This is a genomic window from Candidatus Omnitrophota bacterium (assembly GCA_028693815.1).
Classification (GTDB): Bacteria; Omnitrophota; Gorgyraeia; order Zapsychrales; family Aceulaceae; genus Aceula.
The window spans coordinates 1-22,107 of record JAQUUP010000007.1 but is presented as its reverse complement, the minus strand read 5'-3'; the positions used below and the strand labels follow the sequence as shown (position 1 = coordinate 22,107).

Annotated in this window: 34 protein-coding genes and 1 tRNA gene; 2 read left to right on the top strand and 33 right to left on the bottom strand. The window is 36.1% G+C overall.

What is annotated here, in order from left to right; all coding sequences use genetic code 11:
- Nucleotide 1: 1 nt before the first annotated feature.
- The 6 genes from PHY73_03530 to PHY73_03505 form a co-directional block, all read right to left on the bottom strand.
- Nucleotides 2-316, bottom strand: a complete 315-nt coding sequence (locus PHY73_03530; GenBank protein ID MDD3374780.1) for a nucleotide pyrophosphohydrolase — start codon at nucleotides 314-316, stop codon at nucleotides 2-4.
- A 1-nt stretch (nucleotide 317) separates the two neighbouring features.
- A complete protein-coding gene (locus PHY73_03525; protein ID MDD3374779.1) occupies nucleotides 318-1,028 on the bottom strand; it encodes an RNA pseudouridine synthase in 711 nt (236 codons plus the stop codon).
- On the bottom strand, nucleotides 1,003-1,164 hold the full coding sequence (locus PHY73_03520; GenBank protein ID MDD3374778.1) for a hypothetical protein: 162 nt from the start codon (nucleotides 1,162-1,164) through the stop codon (nucleotides 1,003-1,005). Before PHY73_03520 ends, PHY73_03525 begins: the two co-directional genes overlap by 26 nt.
- Before the next feature lie 22 nt (nucleotides 1,165-1,186).
- A complete protein-coding gene (locus PHY73_03515; GenBank protein ID MDD3374777.1) occupies nucleotides 1,187-1,558 on the bottom strand; it encodes a PilZ domain-containing protein in 372 nt (123 codons plus the stop codon).
- 13 nt (nucleotides 1,559-1,571) lie between these two features.
- Nucleotides 1,572-1,736 carry a hypothetical protein gene (locus tag PHY73_03510; GenBank protein MDD3374776.1) on the bottom strand — a complete coding sequence of 55 codons (165 nt, stop codon included), beginning with the start codon at nucleotides 1,734-1,736 and terminating at the stop codon, nucleotides 1,572-1,574.
- A 61-nt stretch (nucleotides 1,737-1,797) separates the two neighbouring features.
- Nucleotides 1,798-2,154, bottom strand: coding sequence for a PilZ domain-containing protein (locus PHY73_03505; GenBank protein MDD3374775.1), 357 nt, complete (start codon nucleotides 2,152-2,154; stop codon nucleotides 1,798-1,800).
- A gap of 129 nt (nucleotides 2,155-2,283) precedes the next feature.
- On the opposite strand from PHY73_03505, the gene PHY73_03500 reads away from it, so the two are divergent.
- Nucleotides 2,284-3,084, top strand: a complete 801-nt coding sequence (locus PHY73_03500) for an AAA family ATPase (protein ID MDD3374774.1) — start codon at nucleotides 2,284-2,286, stop codon at nucleotides 3,082-3,084.
- Nucleotides 3,085-3,087: 3 nt separating this feature from the next.
- Nucleotides 3,088-3,540 carry a hypothetical protein gene (locus PHY73_03495; protein MDD3374773.1) on the top strand — a complete coding sequence of 151 codons (453 nt, stop codon included), beginning with the start codon at nucleotides 3,088-3,090 and terminating at the stop codon, nucleotides 3,538-3,540.
- Here the strand turns inward: PHY73_03495 and aroB are convergent.
- The 27 genes from aroB to PHY73_03360 all read right to left on the bottom strand — a co-directional run.
- Nucleotides 3,537-4,625 (bottom strand): 3-dehydroquinate synthase, encoded by a 1,089-nt coding sequence (aroB, locus tag PHY73_03490; protein MDD3374772.1) that lies wholly within the window; start codon nucleotides 4,623-4,625, stop codon nucleotides 3,537-3,539. The two genes, PHY73_03495 and aroB, sit on opposite strands and share 4 nt — an antisense overlap.
- Nucleotides 4,622-5,227, bottom strand: coding sequence for a site-2 protease family protein (locus tag PHY73_03485; GenBank protein ID MDD3374771.1), 606 nt, complete (start codon nucleotides 5,225-5,227; stop codon nucleotides 4,622-4,624). Before PHY73_03485 ends, aroB begins: the two co-directional genes overlap by 4 nt.
- 20 nt (nucleotides 5,228-5,247) lie before the next feature.
- On the bottom strand, nucleotides 5,248-5,478 hold the full coding sequence (locus PHY73_03480; GenBank protein MDD3374770.1) for a small basic protein: 231 nt from the start codon (nucleotides 5,476-5,478) through the stop codon (nucleotides 5,248-5,250).
- A gap of 1 nt (nucleotide 5,479) precedes the next feature.
- Nucleotides 5,480-6,064, bottom strand: a complete 585-nt coding sequence (locus tag PHY73_03475) for an SPOR domain-containing protein (protein MDD3374769.1) — start codon at nucleotides 6,062-6,064, stop codon at nucleotides 5,480-5,482.
- A gap of 15 nt (nucleotides 6,065-6,079) precedes the next feature.
- Entirely contained in the window at nucleotides 6,080-7,162 is a 1,083-nt protein-coding gene (locus PHY73_03470; protein ID MDD3374768.1) for an HD domain-containing protein, read from the bottom strand.
- A 1-nt stretch (nucleotide 7,163) separates the two neighbouring features.
- Nucleotides 7,164-8,348 (bottom strand): deoxyguanosinetriphosphate triphosphohydrolase, encoded by a 1,185-nt coding sequence (locus tag PHY73_03465; GenBank protein ID MDD3374767.1) that lies wholly within the window; start codon nucleotides 8,346-8,348, stop codon nucleotides 7,164-7,166.
- The gene (locus PHY73_03460; GenBank protein ID MDD3374766.1) at nucleotides 8,326-8,823 is read right to left on the bottom strand and encodes an HIT domain-containing protein; all 498 of its coding nucleotides are present in this window, start codon (nucleotides 8,821-8,823) and stop codon (nucleotides 8,326-8,328) included. The genes PHY73_03465 and PHY73_03460 overlap by 23 nt, the downstream gene beginning before the upstream one ends.
- Entirely contained in the window at nucleotides 8,813-9,295 is a 483-nt protein-coding gene (locus PHY73_03455) for a metallophosphoesterase family protein (protein MDD3374765.1), read from the bottom strand. The genes PHY73_03460 and PHY73_03455 overlap by 11 nt, the downstream gene beginning before the upstream one ends.
- Nucleotides 9,292-10,920: an ATP-binding protein gene (locus PHY73_03450; protein MDD3374764.1), complete on the bottom strand. Its 1,629-nt coding sequence runs from the start codon at nucleotides 10,918-10,920 to the stop codon at nucleotides 9,292-9,294. The genes PHY73_03455 and PHY73_03450 overlap by 4 nt, the downstream gene beginning before the upstream one ends.
- Nucleotides 10,921-10,935: 15 nt before the next feature.
- Nucleotides 10,936-11,607: a peptidoglycan DD-metalloendopeptidase family protein gene (locus tag PHY73_03445; protein MDD3374763.1), complete on the bottom strand. Its 672-nt coding sequence runs from the start codon at nucleotides 11,605-11,607 to the stop codon at nucleotides 10,936-10,938.
- A gap of 12 nt (nucleotides 11,608-11,619) precedes the next feature.
- Nucleotides 11,620-11,691 (bottom strand) — tRNA-Gly (locus PHY73_03440).
- A gap of 19 nt (nucleotides 11,692-11,710) precedes the next feature.
- On the bottom strand, nucleotides 11,711-12,133 hold the full coding sequence (locus tag PHY73_03435; GenBank protein ID MDD3374762.1) for a thiamine-phosphate pyrophosphorylase: 423 nt from the start codon (nucleotides 12,131-12,133) through the stop codon (nucleotides 11,711-11,713).
- Nucleotides 12,124-12,609, bottom strand: coding sequence for a D-glycero-beta-D-manno-heptose 1-phosphate adenylyltransferase (gene rfaE2 / locus PHY73_03430; protein MDD3374761.1), 486 nt, complete (start codon nucleotides 12,607-12,609; stop codon nucleotides 12,124-12,126). Before rfaE2 ends, PHY73_03435 begins: the two co-directional genes overlap by 10 nt.
- On the bottom strand, nucleotides 12,606-13,178 hold the full coding sequence (locus PHY73_03425; protein ID MDD3374760.1) for a D-sedoheptulose 7-phosphate isomerase: 573 nt from the start codon (nucleotides 13,176-13,178) through the stop codon (nucleotides 12,606-12,608). The genes rfaE2 and PHY73_03425 overlap by 4 nt, the downstream gene beginning before the upstream one ends.
- A gap of 18 nt (nucleotides 13,179-13,196) precedes the next feature.
- Entirely contained in the window at nucleotides 13,197-14,219 is a 1,023-nt protein-coding gene (locus tag PHY73_03420; GenBank protein MDD3374759.1) for an ATP-dependent 6-phosphofructokinase, read from the bottom strand.
- A gap of 20 nt (nucleotides 14,220-14,239) precedes the next feature.
- A complete protein-coding gene (gene amaP / locus PHY73_03415) occupies nucleotides 14,240-14,851 on the bottom strand; it encodes an alkaline shock response membrane anchor protein AmaP (GenBank protein MDD3374758.1) in 612 nt (203 codons plus the stop codon).
- A complete protein-coding gene (locus PHY73_03410) occupies nucleotides 14,851-15,204 on the bottom strand; it encodes an Asp23/Gls24 family envelope stress response protein (GenBank protein ID MDD3374757.1) in 354 nt (117 codons plus the stop codon). The genes amaP and PHY73_03410 overlap by 1 nt, the downstream gene beginning before the upstream one ends.
- 32 nt (nucleotides 15,205-15,236) lie before the next feature.
- Nucleotides 15,237-16,598 (bottom strand): acetyl-CoA carboxylase biotin carboxylase subunit, encoded by a 1,362-nt coding sequence (gene accC / locus PHY73_03405; protein ID MDD3374756.1) that lies wholly within the window; start codon nucleotides 16,596-16,598, stop codon nucleotides 15,237-15,239.
- 12 nt (nucleotides 16,599-16,610) lie between these two features.
- Nucleotides 16,611-17,069 (bottom strand): acetyl-CoA carboxylase biotin carboxyl carrier protein, encoded by a 459-nt coding sequence (gene accB, locus PHY73_03400; GenBank protein ID MDD3374755.1) that lies wholly within the window; start codon nucleotides 17,067-17,069, stop codon nucleotides 16,611-16,613.
- Nucleotides 17,066-17,632: an elongation factor P gene (gene efp / locus PHY73_03395; protein MDD3374754.1), complete on the bottom strand. Its 567-nt coding sequence runs from the start codon at nucleotides 17,630-17,632 to the stop codon at nucleotides 17,066-17,068. The genes accB and efp overlap by 4 nt, the downstream gene beginning before the upstream one ends.
- A gap of 43 nt (nucleotides 17,633-17,675) precedes the next feature.
- Nucleotides 17,676-18,722: a Xaa-Pro peptidase family protein gene (locus tag PHY73_03390; GenBank protein ID MDD3374753.1), complete on the bottom strand. Its 1,047-nt coding sequence runs from the start codon at nucleotides 18,720-18,722 to the stop codon at nucleotides 17,676-17,678.
- Nucleotides 18,719-19,159 carry a type II 3-dehydroquinate dehydratase gene (aroQ, locus tag PHY73_03385; GenBank protein MDD3374752.1) on the bottom strand — a complete coding sequence of 147 codons (441 nt, stop codon included), beginning with the start codon at nucleotides 19,157-19,159 and terminating at the stop codon, nucleotides 18,719-18,721. Before aroQ ends, PHY73_03390 begins: the two co-directional genes overlap by 4 nt.
- Before the next feature lie 130 nt (nucleotides 19,160-19,289).
- The gene (locus tag PHY73_03380; protein ID MDD3374751.1) at nucleotides 19,290-19,580 is read right to left on the bottom strand and encodes a DUF1844 domain-containing protein; all 291 of its coding nucleotides are present in this window, start codon (nucleotides 19,578-19,580) and stop codon (nucleotides 19,290-19,292) included.
- A 56-nt stretch (nucleotides 19,581-19,636) separates the two neighbouring features.
- Complete coding sequence (locus PHY73_03375) at nucleotides 19,637-20,302, bottom strand: hypothetical protein (GenBank protein ID MDD3374750.1); 666 nt, start codon at nucleotides 20,300-20,302, stop codon at nucleotides 19,637-19,639.
- A 25-nt stretch (nucleotides 20,303-20,327) separates the two neighbouring features.
- Nucleotides 20,328-20,993: a glycosyltransferase family 2 protein gene (locus PHY73_03370; protein ID MDD3374749.1), complete on the bottom strand. Its 666-nt coding sequence runs from the start codon at nucleotides 20,991-20,993 to the stop codon at nucleotides 20,328-20,330.
- Entirely contained in the window at nucleotides 20,990-21,844 is an 855-nt protein-coding gene (locus tag PHY73_03365) for a lysophospholipid acyltransferase family protein (protein ID MDD3374748.1), read from the bottom strand. Before PHY73_03365 ends, PHY73_03370 begins: the two co-directional genes overlap by 4 nt.
- On the bottom strand, nucleotides 21,841-22,107 hold a 267-nt coding region (locus tag PHY73_03360), incomplete at its 5' end, for a galactosyldiacylglycerol synthase (protein MDD3374747.1). The genes PHY73_03360 and PHY73_03365, both read right to left, overlap by 4 nt.

Genomic DNA, 22,107 nt, shown 5'->3' with positions numbered 1-22,107 from the left:
CTTAGCAAATTTTTCCATGCTTATACGGACGTTTTTTATTCTTTTCAGATTTCTTTTCAATCTCTTCAGCAATATCAATGCCTAACCCGCCGCACAGATCAAAAAGACGAATAAATGTATCAGCGATTTCTACTTTAAAATTATCTTGATCTTCAATACGATAAGATTCCATTGCTTCAGCCAATTCAGTCACAACGAGCATTAATGCCTCCCCAATATTACGCTCCTGATCCCAAAACCCTTTTTCTACAGCCGTATCATGGCAAAGCGTTGTCAATTGATCTAAAGTCATATTTTTTATAATCGCTTCTGTCATATTATACTCCTTGATAATCATAATTTAATAAAAACTTTTCCATGTCCTCAGGCAACGGGGCCTTGGCTTTAATCATCTTGCCTGTAATTGGATTTTGGCATTCCAATATATGCGCATGCAACGCTGTGCGCCTAAATTTTAACAAATAATCTTTTGCAAATGCATATTTTCTTTCGCCAACAAGCGGATGGCCAATCTGGCTTAAATGAATGCGGATTTGATTTGTCCTACCGGTCCTAGGAAAAACTTCAAGAAAACTAAACTCTTTACCTTGGCCAATCACGCGATAATCTGTTTGAGCAAAACGCCCTTTTGATTTTGAATGATACTTTTGCGCATCAAAATCTTTTATCACCGCTTTAATCTGATCGCTTTTTTTCTTTAAAATCCCATGTGCAATCGCCAAATATATTTTCTTAACACTACGGTTCTTAAAAAGATCCATCATGCGCCTTTGATTATTTTTTCCCCACGCAAAAATAATTGCACCCGAAGTATCGCGATCTAAACGATGGCATGGATAGAGCTTAGCCTCTTTCTTATCAATATCGTAGCCATTAACAATACTTTCTAATGTTCGCTGTTCTTTTTGAGGGGTAGGAATTACAAGTAAACCTGCAGGCTTATCGAAAACAACATACTGATCATCTTTATATAAAATCGGAACTAGCTTAATGTGTGCTGCTTTAAGACTCTTCGGATTCGTCTTCATACTGCGATTGCAATAATTCTGAAATAGAATTTAATTTTCTAATAATAATAATTGGAAAAATAACAATCCAAGCCTGAAAAGCCAAAGACAATAAAATCTGAAGAGGCGTTATTGACACCGTGACACCATTTTCCATAATAACAGACCTTTTTTAAAATTTAATTATTAGTTGAAATCTTATTCTTTAGGAGCACATCAATATACTGGGTAATGACTTTTTTATCTTTGTCTTTGATGTCATTAAAATAAATTGCCGTGCTAAAGCACTTTTTATCTTCTTGCGGTTGTGAACGCACCACAACTCCACAACAAGATATTTTCTTTACAATCGTTTTATTCTTTTGCTTCACTGGGAGTAAAAGCTGAATCTTAAGCTTGGTCATAGGTTCCAAAGGCTTGTCCACCAAACAATAAGCCCCTGAAGAGCTTAAATTCTTGCTTTCAGTAACAACATCAAAATCCTCGCTCGAAATTTTAACAGGAACATTATTATCTACGCGAGGATCCCTTCGTCTTTCGTTAGAAGACATAATCATTTTCTTATTACCCCTTTTCTTCTTGAGACTCTTCCTGTGCTGATTTGTTTACTTTGTTCCAGCAATTTTTATTACAAAAATATTGTCCATTTCGATAATACTTCTTCGATTTTTTAAGATGCTTTTTGCAGGCAGGACAATTGGTCACCTGTTCTTCTGTTGCTTTAGCCATGTGTACTTCTACTCCTTTCCTAAGAATAAAACTAGTATAATTATTACTTTATAGGATGATATTACTTGATATGAGATCCAACGTATTGGCGGATGTCTTCTTGAACTCTTGTATTTGTTTCTTCAAATTCTATACCTAACTGATAACGGTCTGAACATGGAACCCGATGCGCCCACACAACCCGTCCTTTTGCCATTAAAACATCTGAAGCCCCTGACAAACGAAATTTGAAAACCATATCTGTTTTTGGACGCACAAAACGATTAAAATTAACACAAAGCCCACGCTCGCTAAGATCAGATCCAAGACAACCACCCACATCGTCTTCAGGATCTGTAAATAAATAAGATATAGGCTCTTTAAAGCTAGTCCTTCGAAATACGCGTTTTTCTATTTTATCTTGATTTTCAACAAACATGCCACTTCTCCTTAAGGTTAAGGTTCCGTGGCTATTAAAAGTATAGCATATTTTCTTAGAGCGACAACCACTTTTTTTTCATGTATTTACAACCTTTACAAAACCTCTTCACATGATATAATTTATCCCATGTATAAACAATTTTATGGACTTAAAGAAAATCCTTTTAACGTTACTTCCGATCCCTCATTCTTTTTTTCCAGCGCACATCACTCCGAAGCATTTTCCCATTTAACTTATGGCATTCAACAGCGTAAAGGCATTATTCTCATCACAGGAGAAATCGGAACCGGTAAGACAACGCTTTGTCGAGCACTTCTAAACACCCTTGACCAAAAAACAAAAACTGCATTTATTCTTTATCCAAACTTCTCCGAACTTCAACTTCTGCAAATGGTTATAAAAGATTTCGGCATCGAAATTAAAAGCAAGAACAAATCAGCAATTATCAACGCTTTAAACGATTTTTTGCTTAACGAGACAAGCCACGGCAACAATGTCGTTCTGATTATTGATGAGTCACAAAACCTTAAAGAATCTCAGTTAGAACAAATCCGTCTTTTGTCTAACCTAGAAACAGAAAAAGAAAAACTTTTGCAAATTATCCTTGTTGGCCAACCCGAATTGTGTCAAAAACTAAAGCTTACATCGTTGCGCCAACTTAATCAGCGTATTACTATTCGTTGCCACATTAAGCCACTTGAAAAAACAGAACTTAAAGAATATGTAATTCATCGACTCAAAATTGCTGGATCCAATCAAAAAATCCAATTTACCGATGAAGCCATTAATGAGATTTATCAATATTCAACCGGAACACCTCGCTTAATCAATATTCTTTGCGACAGAGCACTTTTAGCTGGATTTGTCGCAGAGACTTTTTCGATTGATTTTGACATTATCAAAAAATGTATTGAAGAACTAGGATAAAATATGAGTATCATAAATGAAGCCCTTAAGAAAACACAATCTGTCTTAGAAAGGCAGAAGCATAGCGGTGATCCGGCCCAAAAAGATTCTTTCAAAAAAGATCCTTGGGTCAAAATAGCCATGCTCGTTATTGTTGGTGGTTTTTTTGGATGTGCTGTTGTTTTAAGCACAATTCTTCTTTCCACTAACCATGCTTCAAAGCCTACGTTCATTGAGCATACAAATATCTTACCTCCAGCCAATCAAAATACAACATCAGAAAAAAAAATAATCTCTTCTTCTGGTCTTAATTTAAATGGTATCATGAAATCAGGCGATCATTATACAGCACTAATCAACGCTAAAATTGTTCAGCAGGGTGACGCCATTGGTGACAAAAAAGTCTTGGCTATTACGGAAGATAGTGTGAAAATCTTTAATCAAGGAGAAGTGTTTGTCTTGAAGCTTAATCCTTAAGCGCAATAAAACTTGACTGTTTTCTGAATCAGGGGCAAAGAAACCCCCTCTAAAACACAAACCTGCCCTATTTTCTGCGGAAGCACGAATCGATTCTTTTTGGAAATATTCTTTTTGTCATGCACCATAATCTTCATCAGGCTAGAAACATTAACATTCTTTATTTTTTCAGGTAACCCAATTTGAGACAAAAGACTTTCAAGGGCATCTAAATCTTTTTGGCTAAACAAGCCCATAGCGCAGGCAATAGAGCCTGCTGCGCGCATCCCAATGCTGACTGCTTCTCCGTGCTGATACCGATCATAAGAGCTAACTGTTTCAATAGCATGACCAATCGTATGCCCAAAATTTAGAATAGTTCGAATACCTTTTTTTTCTTTCTCATCTCTAGAAACAACATCTGCTTTAATATGGCTGCATTTTAAAACAACATGGCTCAACGCAGGCAAATCAAGCGATAACAATTTCTTATAATTACAACTAATATAGACAAACAAATCCTTGTCCTTGATAACTCCATACTTAACAGACTCAGCCAAACCATTTCTGATTTGCCTCTGGCTCAAAGTTTTGAGAACAGCAACATCGCTAAAAACTAACTTAGGTTGATAGAACGCACCTACCAAATTTTTTCCAGCCGGCAAATCAATAGCTACCTTGCCGCCAATGGCTGAATCAACTTGCGCTAAAAATGTGGTTGGCACTTGAATAAACGGGATGCCTCTTTTATATAAAGCAGCCACAAACCCAGCTAAATCGCCAACAACACCGCCTCCAAACGCAATAACAAAAATCTTTTTCTTCACATCATATTGAGCAATTTTTTGAATAACGTCAAACGCAACTTTTTGAGATTTACTTTTTTCTGTATCAGGGACGCAAAAGAATTTAGCAGATATTTTAGATTTCTTTAAACTTTTACTTAATGCGTTACCATAAAGTTTTTTAATTAAAGGATTGGTGATAATGACGGCATCATCTCCAATTTTAAGAAATTTTATTTGATTACCAATTTTAGATAAAATATTATGTCCAACAATAATTTTATAACTATTCTCTTTTAGCGAAACACATACATTCTTCATATCTGAACTCCTAAATAACTGGACAATTGAGCAACAACAGGCCAAACAGCACGATTTAAAACTCCAAAATATAATAACAGAAAAACAATAACAATTCCATATCTCTCAAGTTTTGCATAATAGTATGCATATCGTGCGGATAAAAGCCCCATAACAAAACGGGATCCGTCCAAAGGTGGAATAGGAATAAGATTAAAAATAGCTAAAACAAGATTGAGCACAACGCCGATTTGAAGAACATGACTAACAAATGGAAAGATATTACTTTTCAAAATAATGCTTAGAATAAAAGCCAAGCAAATATTCGTCATCGGACCTGAAAGGCCTACGAGCATCATATCTTTTTTTGGATTACGAAGTCTTGAGAAATTAACAGGAACAGGCTTCGCCCAACCTAAAATAATAGGAGAACCAATGACAACCAGCATCAATGGCAAAACAATTGTTCCAAAAAAATCAACGTGCTTAATAGGGTTAAGCGTTAAACGCCCCTGCTCTTTCGCAGTGGGGTCTCCTAGGCGATATGCCACCCAACCGTGGGCGCATTCATGAAGAATAATAGAAAAAAAGAAAATAAGCGCAATAATAAAGAAGCTAACCATGTTCATCCCAAAACAAGGATCTACTTCGTTGCCTTTTCGGCTTTCTTTGCGTCGCCCTCAGCAGGCTTATCTGCGGCCTTTGTCTTTCGAGCTTTCACTTTGACAATTTTAGTCTTTGGTAAAGATGTGACATTGCTGCCCTCTTGCCACTTACCTTTTGTCATTAAATCTTTAATGCGTTGAATTCTCGACAAAACAGTCTTGTGCTGAGTGCCCGCAGAATCAATTTTAAGTGATGGATGAATCGACATTTTACAATCTCCTAACTAAACAGTCTTTATATTTATTCTTTAGTTTAACTGAAAAACCTTCTGCTTGATCATGCTCAAGAAATTTTCCTGCACAAACAACCAAATGGCTTCCTTTTTGGACAATAAAAATCTCATAGCCCTTTTTCTTTAAAATTAACGCCTCTTTTTCTGCATATTTGCGCGTCTTAAATGAAGCAACCTGAACAGTGTAAAAATCTTCTGGCAATCCTTTTAAAATAGAAGGTTCCGATACCTTTTGCACAACAGACTCTTGAGTCTCGTTGGCTACCGAAATCTTATTTTCCTCAACAGGGATCTCTGGCACCTTTAGAGGTTCGGATTTTATCAAAATATCTTGACTTTGGCTTGAAATATCACTTTTTACCAATACGCCTCTTTTTCCTCTTTCAACCCCAAATGAGAAAGATATAATAATAGCCATAAACAACAAAACAGTCAAGACAATAATGTTCTCAAAAGTTAGAGTAATGCTTGAAAAAAAGAACTTTGGTTTTTCTGCATCTTGAGCCTCTCGAGAAGCTCCAGGAAAAAGTTCAAACTGTGTCTGTTTATAATTTATATTCATATATTTATTATATGGCTATCGAGCCATAAAGCTCAAGTATTTTTTACATTTTGTTTGACGAGCAATCTTACAAAAAGCATCAACCACCACTGGATCAAACTGTGATCCTTTTTGTCTTTGCAATTCTTTCAATGCCTCAGCAAGACTTTTGCCCTTTCGATAAGGCCGGGCAGAAATCATAGATTCAAACGCATCCGCAACGGCCATAACGCGCGCACCCATAGGAATATCTTCACCAGATAATCCTGAAGGATAACCCATGCCGTTATACCATTCATGATGATACAACACAATTGGTAAAATTGGTCTTAGAAACGCAACAGGCTTAATAAGCTCCACGCTTTTCTGAGGATGTTTTCTAATTTCCTTAAACTCTTTCGGCGTCAATCGACTCGTCTTAGACAAAATATCGCACGGCACATCCACAGATCCGGCATCGTGTAAAATACTAGCATATTCGAGACAGCGAGTATCTTTTTCTTTCATATTAAGCTCTTCAGCTAAACATCGAACCACATTATAATAACTTGGCGCATGATTTGATTTATTCAGCGGACCATATTTTTCAAAAAATTTTCCCATAGATTTGATGCTATCCAAAATTACTTTTTGCTGCATCTCATGCAGTTGAAGATTTTTGACAGCCGTTACGACCTGTTCTGCTAAAACAGACAACACTTCTCTGTCGAAATCATCAAAGGGGAGTTCTGTTCTTTTGCGACACATAAAAACAGCGCCAATATTTTCATCACTAACAAGCGGCAAGCCAATAAAACGGTTACGGATAACTACCCCACCTCTAACAACAGTCTTTTCATCTTTGGATACTTTTTTAAAATCAGACTTCTTTTCTAAGAGAATATTAACTCTACCATTAAAAATAGCAATAAATTTCAATTTTCCTGTTTGCTCGTCCAGAACATGAACACGAGAAGAACTTGCGCCAACAAGCTGACAAATAATACGCGTCAATCGAATCAAAAGCTCTTTTGTGTTATATGTCGAATTAACCAAACGATAAACCATATGAACAGCTGCAATAACACGCTTGTATTTTTCTCGAGAAGATAAACAATAATACGTTTTTAAATTTGTCATATTAAATCAATTTCTTATATTCTGATAGAGCTGCACGATCAGTCATATCAGAAATAAAATTACAGATAACTTCTCGTTCCTCTTGCTTGCCATATTGAACATGTCTATCATAAATCTCATATGGCAACTGATTCAAATTACTACTATAAATATCAAAAAGTCGATGCACAACTCTTTTAGCTTTCATTGTCATGCGCTCAACACGATAATGGTGGTATAATTTCTCATTAATTAACTTTTGAAGTTTACATCGCTCTTGATCCATTTCATCGCTAAACTTAATAACAGTTTCTCCGAGCGTTTTAACATCCAAAACAGACTTAAAATTTCTTTCTTCAATCGCTTTATCTGAATTCTGTAAAAGATCAACAACCTGTATATTAATAAGATTCTTGACAATTTGATTGCGTTCAATAATTTCATTTGTACTTTTTGTTGTTTTTCGAACTTGATCCAATGTTGTTGTCCAAAGCTTGCTTTCTGCCAAGTCTTCTTTTTTAATATATCCCGACGCAAGCCCGTCATCAATATCATGATCAAGATACGCAAGCTCATCAGCAACATTAACAACTTGCGCTTCTAAAGTTGGGAATTCTTTTAAGAATTCTTCCTCGCTTGAAGGAATATCATAGACAGTTTTATGTTTGAGAATACCAACCAAAACTTCTTTTGTTAAATTTAATCCTTCAAAATTCGGATAGCGTCTTTCGCGCGTCACAATTTCATAGCTTCGCTTATTGTGATTGAATCCCTTAGGTTTATGCTTTCCAGTAATACGGCTAAAAAATCCTTCAAGTTTTTCTTCGCTCATAATTTCATCAAGAGCTTTTTCTCCTGCATGACCAAAAGGTGGATGACCGAGGTCATGGGCAAGGGCAACAGCTTCAATTAAATCCTCATTGAGCATCAAATTACGACCAATCGTTCTTGCAATTTGGGCCACTTCCAATGTATGTGTTAAGCGCGTTCGATAATAATCTCCTTCAAAAATAGGGAAAACTTGCGTTTTATATTCAAGATTTCGAAACGCCCTCAAATGCACAATACGATCACGGTCTCTCTGATAACATGTGCGCTTATCATCAAGAGATTCCGCATAAACGCGCCCTGCAGAATCCCTGCTACACATCGCATAAGGAGCTAAATTTCTTACTTCTAATTGTTCAATTTCTTCTCTTGTCCGCATAAATCAATTTTTCGTATAATGTTTCTAAGGATTGAGATATAACTTTTAAATCTGTTATAACTGGCATAAAATTTACATCACCCTTCCAGCGCGGCACCACATGGATGTGGAGATGTCCCGGAAATCCCGCTCCAGCAATACGTCCGATATTGATGCCAATATTGTATCCCTGGGGACTTAAAACCTCTTCCAAAAGATCTTTTGATTCTTCCAAAAGATCAAATAAATCATATTTTTCTTCCTTTTTCAACTTTTTTAAATCATTAACATGTCGATTAGGAATAATTAAAATATGCCCATTGTTATAAGGAAAAATATTTAAGACTGCAAAGCAATGCTTTGTCCTTTTAAAAATATAATTTTTCTTATCTGCTTTACTTGAAAAAATGCCGCAGAAAACACAACCCTTTGCTTTCTCGTGTATCGCTGTTACATATTTAGAGCGCCAAGGGGCCCAAAGCCTTTTAGCTTTCATCAATGTTTACAATCCTTCCTTCGATATGATCCGTAATATCTAAAATACCATAAGAACGAAACGGCGCAAAAATGGTATCCGTCGCACTACCTGGATTAAAAAAAAGAACGTTGTCTATCTTTTCATTCATAGGATGATGTGAGTGCCCAAAAATAATAGCATCAACTTTCTTTCCTTTAAATTCTTTTTTAACACGATCCAGCAAAAACTTTGGCGCACCTTCTCCGTGAAATAAACCAATAGAAAATGATTCGCAATTAATAATTTGGCTTTTTGGCAAAATATTGCGCAAGCCAGACCCATCCATATTGCCGTAAACCGCTTCTACTCTTCCGATTCTTTTTAAACTGTTAAGATCTTCAGCCGAACAAAAATCTCCAGCATGAATGATTAAATCAACTGTTTTAAAATCATCTAAAACTTTCTTAGATAACGCGCGAGAGTGAGTATCAGAAAGAACGCCTATTTTCATTTTACAATATAAGGTTTATCGTACATATTTAACAATAAATTTAACTCCCCTTCGTTCCAAATCCATGTCTTTTCTTGAAGTGCTTTAAGCCGTGCGCTATTTTCCAAATTTTTAGGAGAAATGATAACGCGTCGATGCGGTTTTTGGCTCAATTTTTTTGATTCACTTAAAAAAGCATTAACATCACCTTCAGACAAAGGCTCTTCATTAAGCACAATAAACCATGCCTCATCTGAAGAGTATGCTTTGATAATATCCAAATCTTTTCGAGAAACACTTTTCATCTTTAATGGTTTAATTTTGTAAAAACATGGCAAACGATATCGTCGCCCTTGAAAATTAAATGATTCATTATCAAAACATTTTAAAAGATCCATGACGCGCAAAGATAAATCTTTTTTGGAAACCAATTGAAAGCTCAAAATCGATTCACTGAGCTCAGAAGAAAAACATTGTTTTTGACGTTCAAAATCACATCCGATCGAATTAAGCCTCTTTTGAAAAATATATTTTATCCAATATTTAAATAGTTTATCTCTCAAATAATAAAAACTTGTACATTTCTCAACAATACCAAGTTCAATCAAAATAGACATCTTTTGCAAAATAAAGCTCTTTCGAAGGTCAGTGTTTGAAGCAATGTCTTCTGTTTTGTGATGATTATTCGCAAGTGCAATCAACAAACTACAAACTTCCCGATTATTTTTGCCTTGCGACAATTGACTAATCATAATTTCAAAATGACGACTTAAAACGCCCCATTTATCAAAAATTGTATTTTCAATAACTTTGGATAAAAGCGGCAAAAAAACTTCAGATTGCCCATACACTAACGCTAGGTTCTTAATTTCTCTATTCAAAATACTAAGATAAAATGGATGACCTCCTGTAAAATCGATTAAAAAACTTCCTAAATCACGATTCATCTGAACGCCAGAAAGACATTCATCAATAAAATTCTGACTTGTTTCTAAATCAAATGGAAGAATGTTGATAATTTCAAAATGACCAAATAAAAGCGACAATTTCTCAGAAAGAATTTTTCGAGCAATATTTTGCATAGAACTTGCCATTAAATACAAGCATCTTTTTTGTGTCATAATCCTCTTGCCTAATTCTTGAAAAACATCAACAATGCCCAAATCTTCAAGATTATGAAACTCATCTAAAATAATTAAGCAAAACATTTTTGATTCTAAAGAAAAAACTTCCGGTAGAGAAATAAGCTGTCGATAGCTTTCTGCAAATCGTTTCTTCTCAATATTGCTCTGGATTCGCTTAATCGCTTCAATAGTTTGTGGAAGCTCATGCCTTGTCGCTTCCATTAAAAGATTAAGATCATCATAAAGAACAAGTTGCTTTAATTTTGCAAAATTATAAAGAATGCTTCCGACAAAATTAGAAAAAATATGCTTAAAATCTTTTTGATCTAAATCTAAATAAATCGTAATTAACTCTGGATCGTCCAAGTCAGAAATAAACTTGCGAAAAATGGAAGTTTTTCCAATGTAATGCGGACCTAAAAGCGCAACGTTTTGACGATACCCGTCTTTTAAATCAATCACGCGTTTTTTAAGAATTTCTAAAATATTTTTTCTATCAAAAAAAAGTTTTTCTAAATCCATGATTTCTTTCTACATTTACGGCAAAAAATATAACGGATTACTCGCAACAGATTTCTTTCTAATCTCAAAATGCAAAAACGCCACCATATCTTTTTTCCCGACTTTTGCAATTGGATCTCCTGATACAACAAGATCTCCAACAGAAACTAAAATATCTGAATCTTGACTATACACCGTCAAGTACGCATCACCATGGTCAATCATCACGGTCTGACCATAACCCGGAAGATAGTCTGCAAAAACAATTCTTCCGCCGCGAGACGCACAAACATCTTTCCCGAATTCAGATTCGATATCAATCCCATTATTGGCAGCATTCATTTTTTGATTGCCAAAATAAGAAATCACCCTTCCTTTTATTGGCCATCTGAATTCATTATCAACAAAGGCCTCTTGCATCGAAATAACTTTTTTCTGCTCGCTTGCTCCAGGAATAAAAATTAACTGATTTTCCTGAATCTGAGCCGCATTAGGAATATTATTTGCACTCACAAGGTCTTCGACCGTCAAGTCGTATGCTTTAGCAATCCGCCAAAGAGTTTCTTTCCCTCTAACCTTATGATAAATTCCTTTTTGCGAACAACTCAAGTTTTTCAAAGAATCGCTTGAATACGTTGCACAACCGCCTACGGCTAAATACAATAGCGACAATACTATCAAATAAAATCTTTTTGTGCCTAGTCTCATCAATATTTTAAAAGCGAGGGACGGGAGTCGAACCCGCGACGTCCAGCTTGGGAAGCTGACATTCTACCGCTGAATTACCCTCGCATTTCCCTCAATCATTTTATCAAAACAAACAAACAATCTTTCGCTCTAGCTCATAAACAGAATAACGCATTTTCTTGCACACTAAAGCTTTTTTTGGATCTATCAATTTTGTAAACTCTTCCAAAACGCGAATTGATTCCTTGCTACGCTGAGAATTAGCATAGAAAATATCTTTAATGCCTTTTCTTTTAAGTTCAGAGGCAACTGTCTTTTTGCCAACATCTTTTATAATATCTCGTGCACAAATAATATTCTTTTTGCTTCCGACTATAAAAAAACATGCTTGTGTTAATTGGTGACGAATATCCTTATACTGCTCAGTTTCATTTTTTTGATCAAGAACAAAACGCGCAATATCTTCGCAAATCCTTAATCCTTCTTTTGCTCTATTTAAATTTGCATCAATAACACGCAATATCTTTTTCTTTTCGATTATACGCATTTCTTTAAAACTGTCTCAATAATACTTGTTGTTGAAAAACCTTTTAAATATTTAACAAACTTAACACTTCCCCCGCTCGACTCAACGATATCTTGACCGACAACTCCCTTTGACTTCCAATCTGCGCCCTTTAAAAGAACATCTGGCTTTAAAGCTTTAATAACATTATATGGCGTTTCTTCAGAAAAAATTATAACAAAATCAACAGCCTCAAGACCTGCAATAACACCCGCGCGTGATCTTTGCGATTGAACAGGCCTGCCGGTCACCTTTATTTTCTTCACAGAAGCATCGCTATTAACGGCAACAATTAAAATATCATTTTGGCCTTTAATCTTTTCTAAATAATTAACATGGCCAATATGTAAAAGATCAAAACATCCATTCGTAAAAATAATTCTCTTGCCTTTTTTTCGAAAAATAACAATTTTCTTCTTTAGAATATCTAGACTTACAATTTTCTTTTGAGTATTCATTTCTTGCTAAACTTTCTTTCGACAAGCTCACAAATAACATGAGCCAAGCAAATGTGAGATTCTTGCACTCTCGCCGTATTTTTTGATGAAACAATAATACTGATATCAGACGCCCTAGCAATCAACCCGCCAGTTCCGCCGGTCAATGAAATTGTTTTCATTCCAATTTTCTTTGCCGTCTTAATCGCCTCAAAAACATTCTTAGAGTTTCCGCTTGTTGACAAGCCGATTGCGATATCTTTAGACGTACCTAGACCCTCTAGCTGACGCGAAAAAACAACATCAAAACTATAATCATTAGCCAACGCTGTCAAAATAGACGTGTCTGTCGTTAAAGCAATCGCAGGAATTGATTTTCGTTCTTTCTGAAACCGTCCAATAAACTCTGCTGCTACGTGTTGGCTGTCTGCCGCAGACCCTCCGTTTCCAAACAAAATAATCTTCCCGTCTTTTTTAAGCGTTTTTCCAATAGCATCAACCGCCCTAACAAGCGTATCAATATTATCTTCAACTGCTTTTTGTTTAACCGCGATAGAATCTGAAACAATTTGACGGATTATTTCTTTCATAAAAATCTTTCTATTTTTTTATTCAGCAAAAAAACATTTTGCCATATCATAAATTTCCATATTAACTGTTTTTCGTTTCTCAATAGCACGTTCAATAGGAACTGATTGAATCACATTATGATGAAGACTCACCATCTGACCAAACTTTTCTTCTTTTGCCAAATTAACCGCATGAACTCCAAAACGCGTTCCAATAACTCGATCATACGCAGATGGTGTTCCGCCTCTCTGAATGTAGCCCAAAACACTTACGCGCGTGTCATACCCTGTTTGTTTTTCAATGGCTTTTGCAATAAATTCACCAACGCCACCAAATCGAAATTTCTTTCCTAAACTCTCATTAAACTCTGGATGATCTTTGCACTGTGCACCCTCAGCAACAACAATAATGCTAAACGTCTTTCCTCTTTGATGTCTCCTTTGAATAGACTCGCAAACCTCTTCGAGATCAACAAGTATTTCCGGAACCATGATAATATCAGCACCTCCTGCAATGCCAGACTCAAGGGCTACCCAGCCTGTATATCGACCCATAACCTCAATAACCATAATACGATGATGGCTTTCTGCTGTTGTATGCAATCGATCAATGCATTCAGTTGCAACATTAACAGCAGTATCAAACCCAAAAGCATAATCTGTTCCGGATAACGAATTATCAATAGACTTTGGGACGCCGATCACTTTAATCACTTTTCTTCGATAAAGTTCAACAGCGACATTAAGGGTCACCTCGCCCCCAACAACAATAAGCGCATCAATTCCGCTGCGCTTATAGTTTTCTTCAATCTTTTTTATTTGTTCCGGATTATCTAATGGATTAATACGACTTGTTCCAAGAAGCGTTCCACCCCGATCAAGAATGCCAGATGTTTGCTTTAAATCCAATACTTTCATGTCATTGTCGATAAGTCCGAGCCATCCGTTCTTAACTCCAGTGATCACATAACCTTCTTGCATTCCTTTTCGGACAATAGCTCGGATAACAGAATTTAACCCTGGACAATCAGCACCGCCAGTTAAAATGCCTATCTTTTTCATAAACACCCTTACCTGTTGTTCTATTTACGATATCCCTGAAAAGGAACGGAAAGATTCTCTTTCTGTTCTACTTCATCACTTTTTCGGCTCTGTTCTTTTCCAGACGAAGGAACAATTTTCGTGACATGAATCTTGACACTGACATTTTCTTCAATACCTAAAACATCTTGAACCCGTCCCTTGATTAATTCCTGCAACCGCGCTGTCATATCTGGAATACTCACATCCGATTTTAAAACCAGTCGCGACGTAACCTCGATACCTTTTTTTGTAGCCAAAATACTTGGCTTAATTTCTTTAACTTCAGAAATTTTAGCAACTGCACGCTTAATCATATCCTCTAAAGCACTCAATGAAATGCTAACGCGTCCTGAAGGATTATCAAACGCAATCACTTTTTCCTTTTGCTGACCACCAATAATAATGCGTGCAAAAAGAAGACTTAAAAACATAACAACCACTGAAATAACACTAATCACAAAACATAAATTCGTATCATTATAGACAGCATCAAGATAGTCATTAGCCTCTATCAGTGCTATCGTGTGTGTTGTAAATGAAACAACAAGACTTCCAACAAACAAAATAATAACACTATAAAACAACATAGCAAGACGAGTAAACACTCTCATTAAGCCCCCCCTTCGATACCCTGAATATTAATATGGACATCTTTTAAGTTAATATCTGTTGTTTTCTCAATCGCATCGCGGATAGCATCTTGAAGCTGACGAGATGCGTCTGGAATATTAACACCATACTGAACACAAATTCGAACCTCAATGCTAACTTCGTTATCCTTATCAATCGTGACAATGATTCCGGAATAATTTCTTTTACGAAAAATATTTAAAAGACCTCCCATAAAGCTTTCTGAAGCAACAGCAATTCCTTCTGCCTCGTGCACAACAGACAAAACAATATCAGCTAAAACTTTTTTGTGAATTTGAATAGACCCATAGTCAACTTGTTGATCTTGTTTCATTTTAAGCATCTCCTTAATGAAATATTCAAAAGTTATTTGTGTAAATCGGTTTCTGTCTTTGCCATTTTCTCTAAGAAATTTGTAGAAACGGTTCCTTTTAAGAAATCTGGATTCTGAAGAATTCTTTTATGAAAATTAACTGTCGTCTTAATTGGCGCAATATAAAATTCATCTAACGCTCTAACCAATGTTTTAATAGCTTCTGCTCTTGTTTTCCCGTGGACAATAAGTTTTGCAACCATCGAATCATAAAATGGACTAATCATATATTTCGGATAAATATGTGTATCAACGCGAACGCCTGGACCTCCGGGCAAATTAAGCTCTTCAATTCTTCCTGGACATGGCATAAAATTATTATCAGGATCCTCAGCATTAATACGGCATTCAATAGCAGCCCCAGAAATTTTAACATCTTCCTGTTTAATTTTAAGCTTTTCTCCAGCAGCAGCGCGAATCTGTTCTTTTACAATATCAACACCGGTAACCATCTCTGTGACGGGATGCTCAACCTGGACGCGTGTATTCATTTCCATGAAATAAAAAGAACCATCTTCGTCTAGCAAGAATTCTACAGTTCCAACACCCCGATAGTTAACAGCCTTTGCACCCTTCACAGCCATCTCTCCCATTTTCTTGCGCAACTTACTACTTAACGCTGGAGAAGGCGCCTCTTCTAAAAGCTTCTGATGTCGTCTTTGAATGCTGCAATCCCTCTCGCCAAGATGAATTGTGTTTCCATAATTATCTGATAAAAGTTGAATTTCGATATGCCGAGGATTCGTAATAAATTTCTCAATATAAACATCTGGGTTCCCAAAACTTGCCTCAGCCTCTGTTTGGGCCATAGTTAAAGAACTCACGAGGGTCACGTCGTTATGACATACACGCATCCCCTTGCCACCACCGCCTGCTGTTGCTTTAATAATAACAGGATACTTAATTGTTTTAACAAGCTTCATGGCTTCTTCTTTATTCTTAACAATAGAATTTCCACCTGGAGTGACAGGCACACCCGCTTTTTTCATAACATTTCGGGCAGAAACTTTGTCTCCCATCATACGCATTGATTCAGGCGTTGGCCCAATAAAAGTAATGTGGCATGATTCGCAAATCTCAGCAAAATGTGCGTTTTCTGCTAAAAATCCATATCCAGGATGAATAGCTTCAACATTTGCTATCTCGGCAGCAGAAATAATAGCTGGAATATTTAAATAACTTTCTTTGCTTGGGGCTCTTCCGATACAAACAGCTTCATCAGCAAACCGGACATGCAAAGAATCCCGATCTGCCTCAGAATAAACAGCAACGGTGCTGACCCCAAGCTCTTTGCAAGCACGAATAATGCGAAGAGCAATTTCCCCTCGATTAGCAATTAAAATTTTTGAGAACATAAGCGTAAGATGTTAAACCGGTTCAATGAGAAACATAACTGTGCCAAATTCAACTGGCTCAGCGTTCTCAACTTTAATTTCAGAAATTTTTCCTCGAACTTCAGATTTGATTTCATTCATAAGCTTCATCGCCTCTAAAATACAAAGAACTTGTCCAATTTCAACAGTTTGTCCAACCTCAACAAACGGCGGCGCATCTGGCGATGGCGCACGATAAAATGTTCCAACCATTGGCGCTTTAACTTCTTTCAAGCCCGAAACTGTAGACACCGCTGCAACAGCCTCGACCGCTGGCCCAGAACCAACCGCAGGAGCACCTCTATATTCTGCAACAGGATTTGAAACAATAACAGGCGCACCTGTTGGCCCTTTGTTAATTTTAATCTTAGATCCTTCCCTCTCCAGCTCAATTTGAGAAAGATCATTTTCATTCATTAACTTAATAATTTCTTTAATCTCTTTTAAATTCATTTCTTCACCCTTTCAACATAGGTTCCCGTTCTTGTGTCGACTTTAATCCATTCTTCATTTCCAATAAAAAGCGGAACTAAAATATCTGCACCGCTATCAATTTTTGCTGGCTTAGTTCCAGCACGAGCAGAATCACCTTTAAGGCCAGGCTCAGTTTCAACAACTTGAGCTTCAATAAAATTTGGTAAACTAATTTTTAAAACTAAACCCTCATAAACATGACCAGTCACATTAAGATTGTCCTGCAAATACTTAATATCATCACCCAATAAATCTTCAGAAATAATCTGCTCTTCAAAGGTAGATTGATCCATCAAATGAAGACTCTTACCTGAGCGATACAAAAACTGCAATGTTCGTTCTTCTAAAAAAATATCATCGAGCTTTTCTGAACTTTTAAAAGTCCTCTCGATGACAAGTCCTGTCTTAAGATTTTTTAATTTAACGCGAACAAACGCACTGCCTTTTCCTGGCTTAACATGGCTATAATCAATAACAACGTAAATATTGTCATCAACCCTTAAGCCCATGCCAGATGTAATTTGATTTATCGTTATTGTCACAACAACCTTTAATACTAATATTTATATTAAAAAGAATATTAAATTATTCGCTTAAAATTCTACATCCGCTAGATGTTACCAGAACCATGTCTTCAATCCGAATGCCAAATTGCCCAGGAAAATAAACACCTGGCTCTACAGTAAAAACCATTCCCGCTTTCAGCTCTAAAAGATTCTTTGAAGATATTACTGGAGCCTCATGAACTTCTAGCCCTACTCCGTGGCCTAAAGAATGAACAAAAAATTTGTCTATCTTGTTTTCTTTGAGAAAGTTACGTGCCTGCTGATCAATATCGCGGATCAATACACCAGGTTTAATTCTTTGAATTGCTAATCGCTGCGCTTCTCGCACAAGATGATAAACATCCCTTATAGATTGGGGTATTTTACCCAAAAAGAACACCCGTGTCAAGTCAGACTTGTAACCATCAATATCAATTCCCATATCAACAACAATAGGTTCTCCTCGTCGAATTTCTCGATTTGTAATGCGGGCGTGAGGAAAACAAGAATTAGGTCCAGAGGCAATAATCGGCCTAAACGAAAACTCAGCATTATGACTTTTGACATAACGCTCAAGTTTAATTAAAATCTCTTGCTCAGTCACCCCTGGACGTATAATTCTCTTGAGATATTCATAACATTTTAAGTTAAGCGCGATCGATTTATCGATCTTTCTGACTTCTTGCCGTGTCTTAACCATACGAATCTGCTCAATTAATCCATCAACTGGAATAAGATTAACTTTTCGCTTCATTGCTTTACGCAATTTTTGAAAAGAAAAAACAGAAATATGCTGATCATCAAACCCTAACCGTTTTATTCTTAACTGCAACGCTAAATCAAAAACAGAAACAAACATTGATTTGGAATATTCAACAATTTCAATACCTTTTTTCAAGTTCTTCTTAAGTTCTGAAGTATAGCGAGCATCTGTAATATAAAATAATTTTTTCGAGGAAATCAAAAGCCAAGCATCTTCACAAGGGAAACCAGTTAAATATGCAATATTAACACTTTTTGTTACAAGAAAAGCATCAATATCCAATTTGTCTAAAACAACGCTTATATTTTTTCTGAATAAATTCACTTCTTTAACAAAGGTAAGATTGCTTGAAGACCCAGAACATAACTATGAGGACCAAATCCACAAATCTGCCCAGTACTAACAGGAGAAATAAGCGACGTCTGCCGAAATTCTTCACGAGCATAAACATTAGATAAATGAACTTCCACAGTTGGCAAATCAACAGCAGCAACAGCATCTCGAATAGCAATGCTTGTATGCGTATATGCAGCAGGATTAATCAAAATTGCATCAAACCCATTTTTAGGAGCACTACCAATAGCATCAACAATTTGCCCTTCATGGTTCGTTTGTATATATTCCAGACTTACTCCACTTTCTTTCGCACTCTTTTCAAGCATCGCATTAATATCCAAAAGTGAAGTTTTGCCGTAAATATCTGTTTCTCTCGTTCCTAAAAGATCAAGGTTTGGTCCATGAATAACTAAAATTTTATTCATTGCGCTTCCTTTCATTAACAAACTTTATGCACATCATTCCAAATTCTAAAACCAACACTCTATGTTTCCAATACAAAATTAAACCGTCATATCGAGCAAGGTAAAATTTTTAAAACTTCTAATCAGCTGCCTATGTTATTTCCGTTTTCGGTGCTGTTTGATCAACATACTTCATCTGAAGCTCATAAATAGAAACATTAAGCAAGTTGTCTTCTTGCGGCTCTAAATTTCCTTTTGTTTTGTCTCGCAACATGACCAAGGTATCAATAATAAATTTAGCTTGTAAAAGATTTGTTTCCTTCTTTTTAGTCACAGGGCTCTCGATTTCTCCTAAAAATATCATAGCCTGAAACCCTAAGCTTGAAACATATGATAAGAAATCTATTTTTACCTGATCATTTGTCTCTTGGTTCTTTTCCATAAATTTTAGAATAACACCGGTTATGACTGTTGTCAATAAACGAAGCGATGAGAAATTTATTCAACTTCAAAAGAAATAACGACATTAAAGGAAAGCTCTGGATACTTTAAATCTTCAGGAAAAGACGGAAACGGACTGGCCTGCTGTACACTTCGAATGCTAATCCGACGAAGATATTGATTAGCATTAGTGCGCTCCTCGATAATTTTAATATCCTTTAGAACACCGTCACTTTCAATAATAAAAGTTATATATATCTCTCCGGCGTCAAATTGCTCATAATTATCATATGCTTTTTCCCGAATACGGTTTCGAATATCTTGATAATATTTTGTATAAAGCGGGTTTTTAATATTCTTCGAATCGATCTCGGGAACAGAGATTTTACGCTTTGCTTTATCTGATTTCGCACTTTTCGGCTTAGTATTTGGATGGATTAAATCATCAGCAAGTTTTGACATATCTTTCATAAAAGATGACAAATTTGACTTTTGTTTCGTTAGCTCTTGTGTGCTTTTTTCAAGATTAACCTTTATGTCGCGTGCTTGCTTCTTCTCTCGGTCAACCACCTCTTTTTGAATAGTAATCCTTGGATAAACAACTTCAATGCTGTTAATTGGATTGGCCTGAAAATGAATATTAGAATAAGACATTCTCGCTAAAATTCCAATATGGATAATCAGCGAAAAGGCAAGGGCATATTTAAATATCTTGTCTTCCATAAAATCGAGCTCTTACTTTGGTTTTTTACAAACACCAAACTTGTTTTATGATAAAAATAAAAAAACGAATTGTGTCAATGAAAGGGTTGATCTTGCTTAACTCATTTCGATAAATGCTTTGAACAGGAATTGAATAAATTTTGAATCCTTTACGACTAGCTTTAATCAAGACCTCCGTCTCAATTTCGAAATCTGATGACGAAAGTTTGATCACCTTCAAAATTTTTGTACTAATATACCTAAAGCCACATTGCGAATCTGGAACTTTTTGCCGACATATTGCAGATATTAGTGACGACATCGCTTGATTCGTTAAGCGTCGGATAAGCGGCATATTGTCGCAATTTTTCATTCGGCTTCCAGAAACAATGCTTTCTGAATGTTGTTTTGCTATTTGAATAAAACTATCAATTTCACAAACCGCATGCTGACCATCTCCATCCATAGCCACAACACCATCGTACCCATTATCAACGGCATAAGCAAATCCATCACGCAAAGAAACGCCTTTGCCTAATTTTTCACAATGATGAATAATCACGGCACCCTTTTCTTCAGCGATTTTTCCAGAATCATCAGCCGATCCATCATCAATGACAACAACATCTAAACTCTTACAACGAATTTCTTGAACTAAATTACCAATCGTTGCTGCCTCATCATGAACTGGGATTACAACACAGATTCTCATTCGACCCAGAACCTCTGAAACATAAACCATTGTGTTGGATACGCACGTATCTTGCTTTCAATAACTGAAACATATTTCTTGATCATGTCGGATTGCTCTGTTTTAGAATGCCCGTTTTTCGATGGGAAAATTGGCTCTTCAAAAAATAATGTAAAACAATCGTTTTTCTCTCTAACTAAGAATGCGGGAATAATCGGCGCCCCTGTTTTAAGCGAAAAAGCAGCTGGTCCTCTCGGAAAAATTGTTTTTTTACCAAAAAAATCAACAACTTCACCATTTGATTTAAAATCACGATCTGCCAAGAGCGCTACTATTCGGTTTTGCCGCAACCCTTTAATGCATTCTCGAATTGCAACATTATTAGGAACAATGGTCATTCCTTCAATCGCGCGCTGCTCATTAAATAAATCATTAACAGATCTTTCCTTGTGCGGCAATGCAACTGCGATCGGCGGATACCCTAATTTACTAATCACGCATCCCCCAAGCTCCCAGTTACCCATATGCGCAGTTAAAAGGATCGCACCCTTTTGATTCTTTAAAACTTCTGTTAAACGATCAATATTTTTAATAGTAATGTGGTCGCTCACATATTGGTCGCTTAACTTTCTTTCAATTTTAAAGAAATCAATAAGGTATTTTCCAAAATTACGAAAAACCTCCCTCGCAAAATACGATAGCTTCTCTTCTGAAGAAAGAATTAGTTTCAAATTATTCTTAACAATACGACGATCTCGGGAACAAAGATAATAATGCACGTCAGACATAAAGATGGCAATTTTATACGACAGAGAAATGGGAAGGCATCTAACGCAAAATTGGCCAAATCTATAAAGATAATATTGTATCATTGCTGTAAGATAAGTTTTGCAATATCAAAAGCCGCTTGAATATTGCTGTGCTTAAGAGCAGCCTTGCTCATTAACTTAATTTTTTCTGGATTATCTAAAAGTTCTTTTATTTTTACTCCAAGCTCATCAATGTTCTCAATTTCTATAGCAATCCCTTTTTCCAAAAGAAGTTTTGTATTTCTAGCTTCCTGCCCTGGAATAGGATTAACAATAACCATCGGCATTCCCTTAGCAAGCGATTCAGCTGTTGTCATTCCACCAGG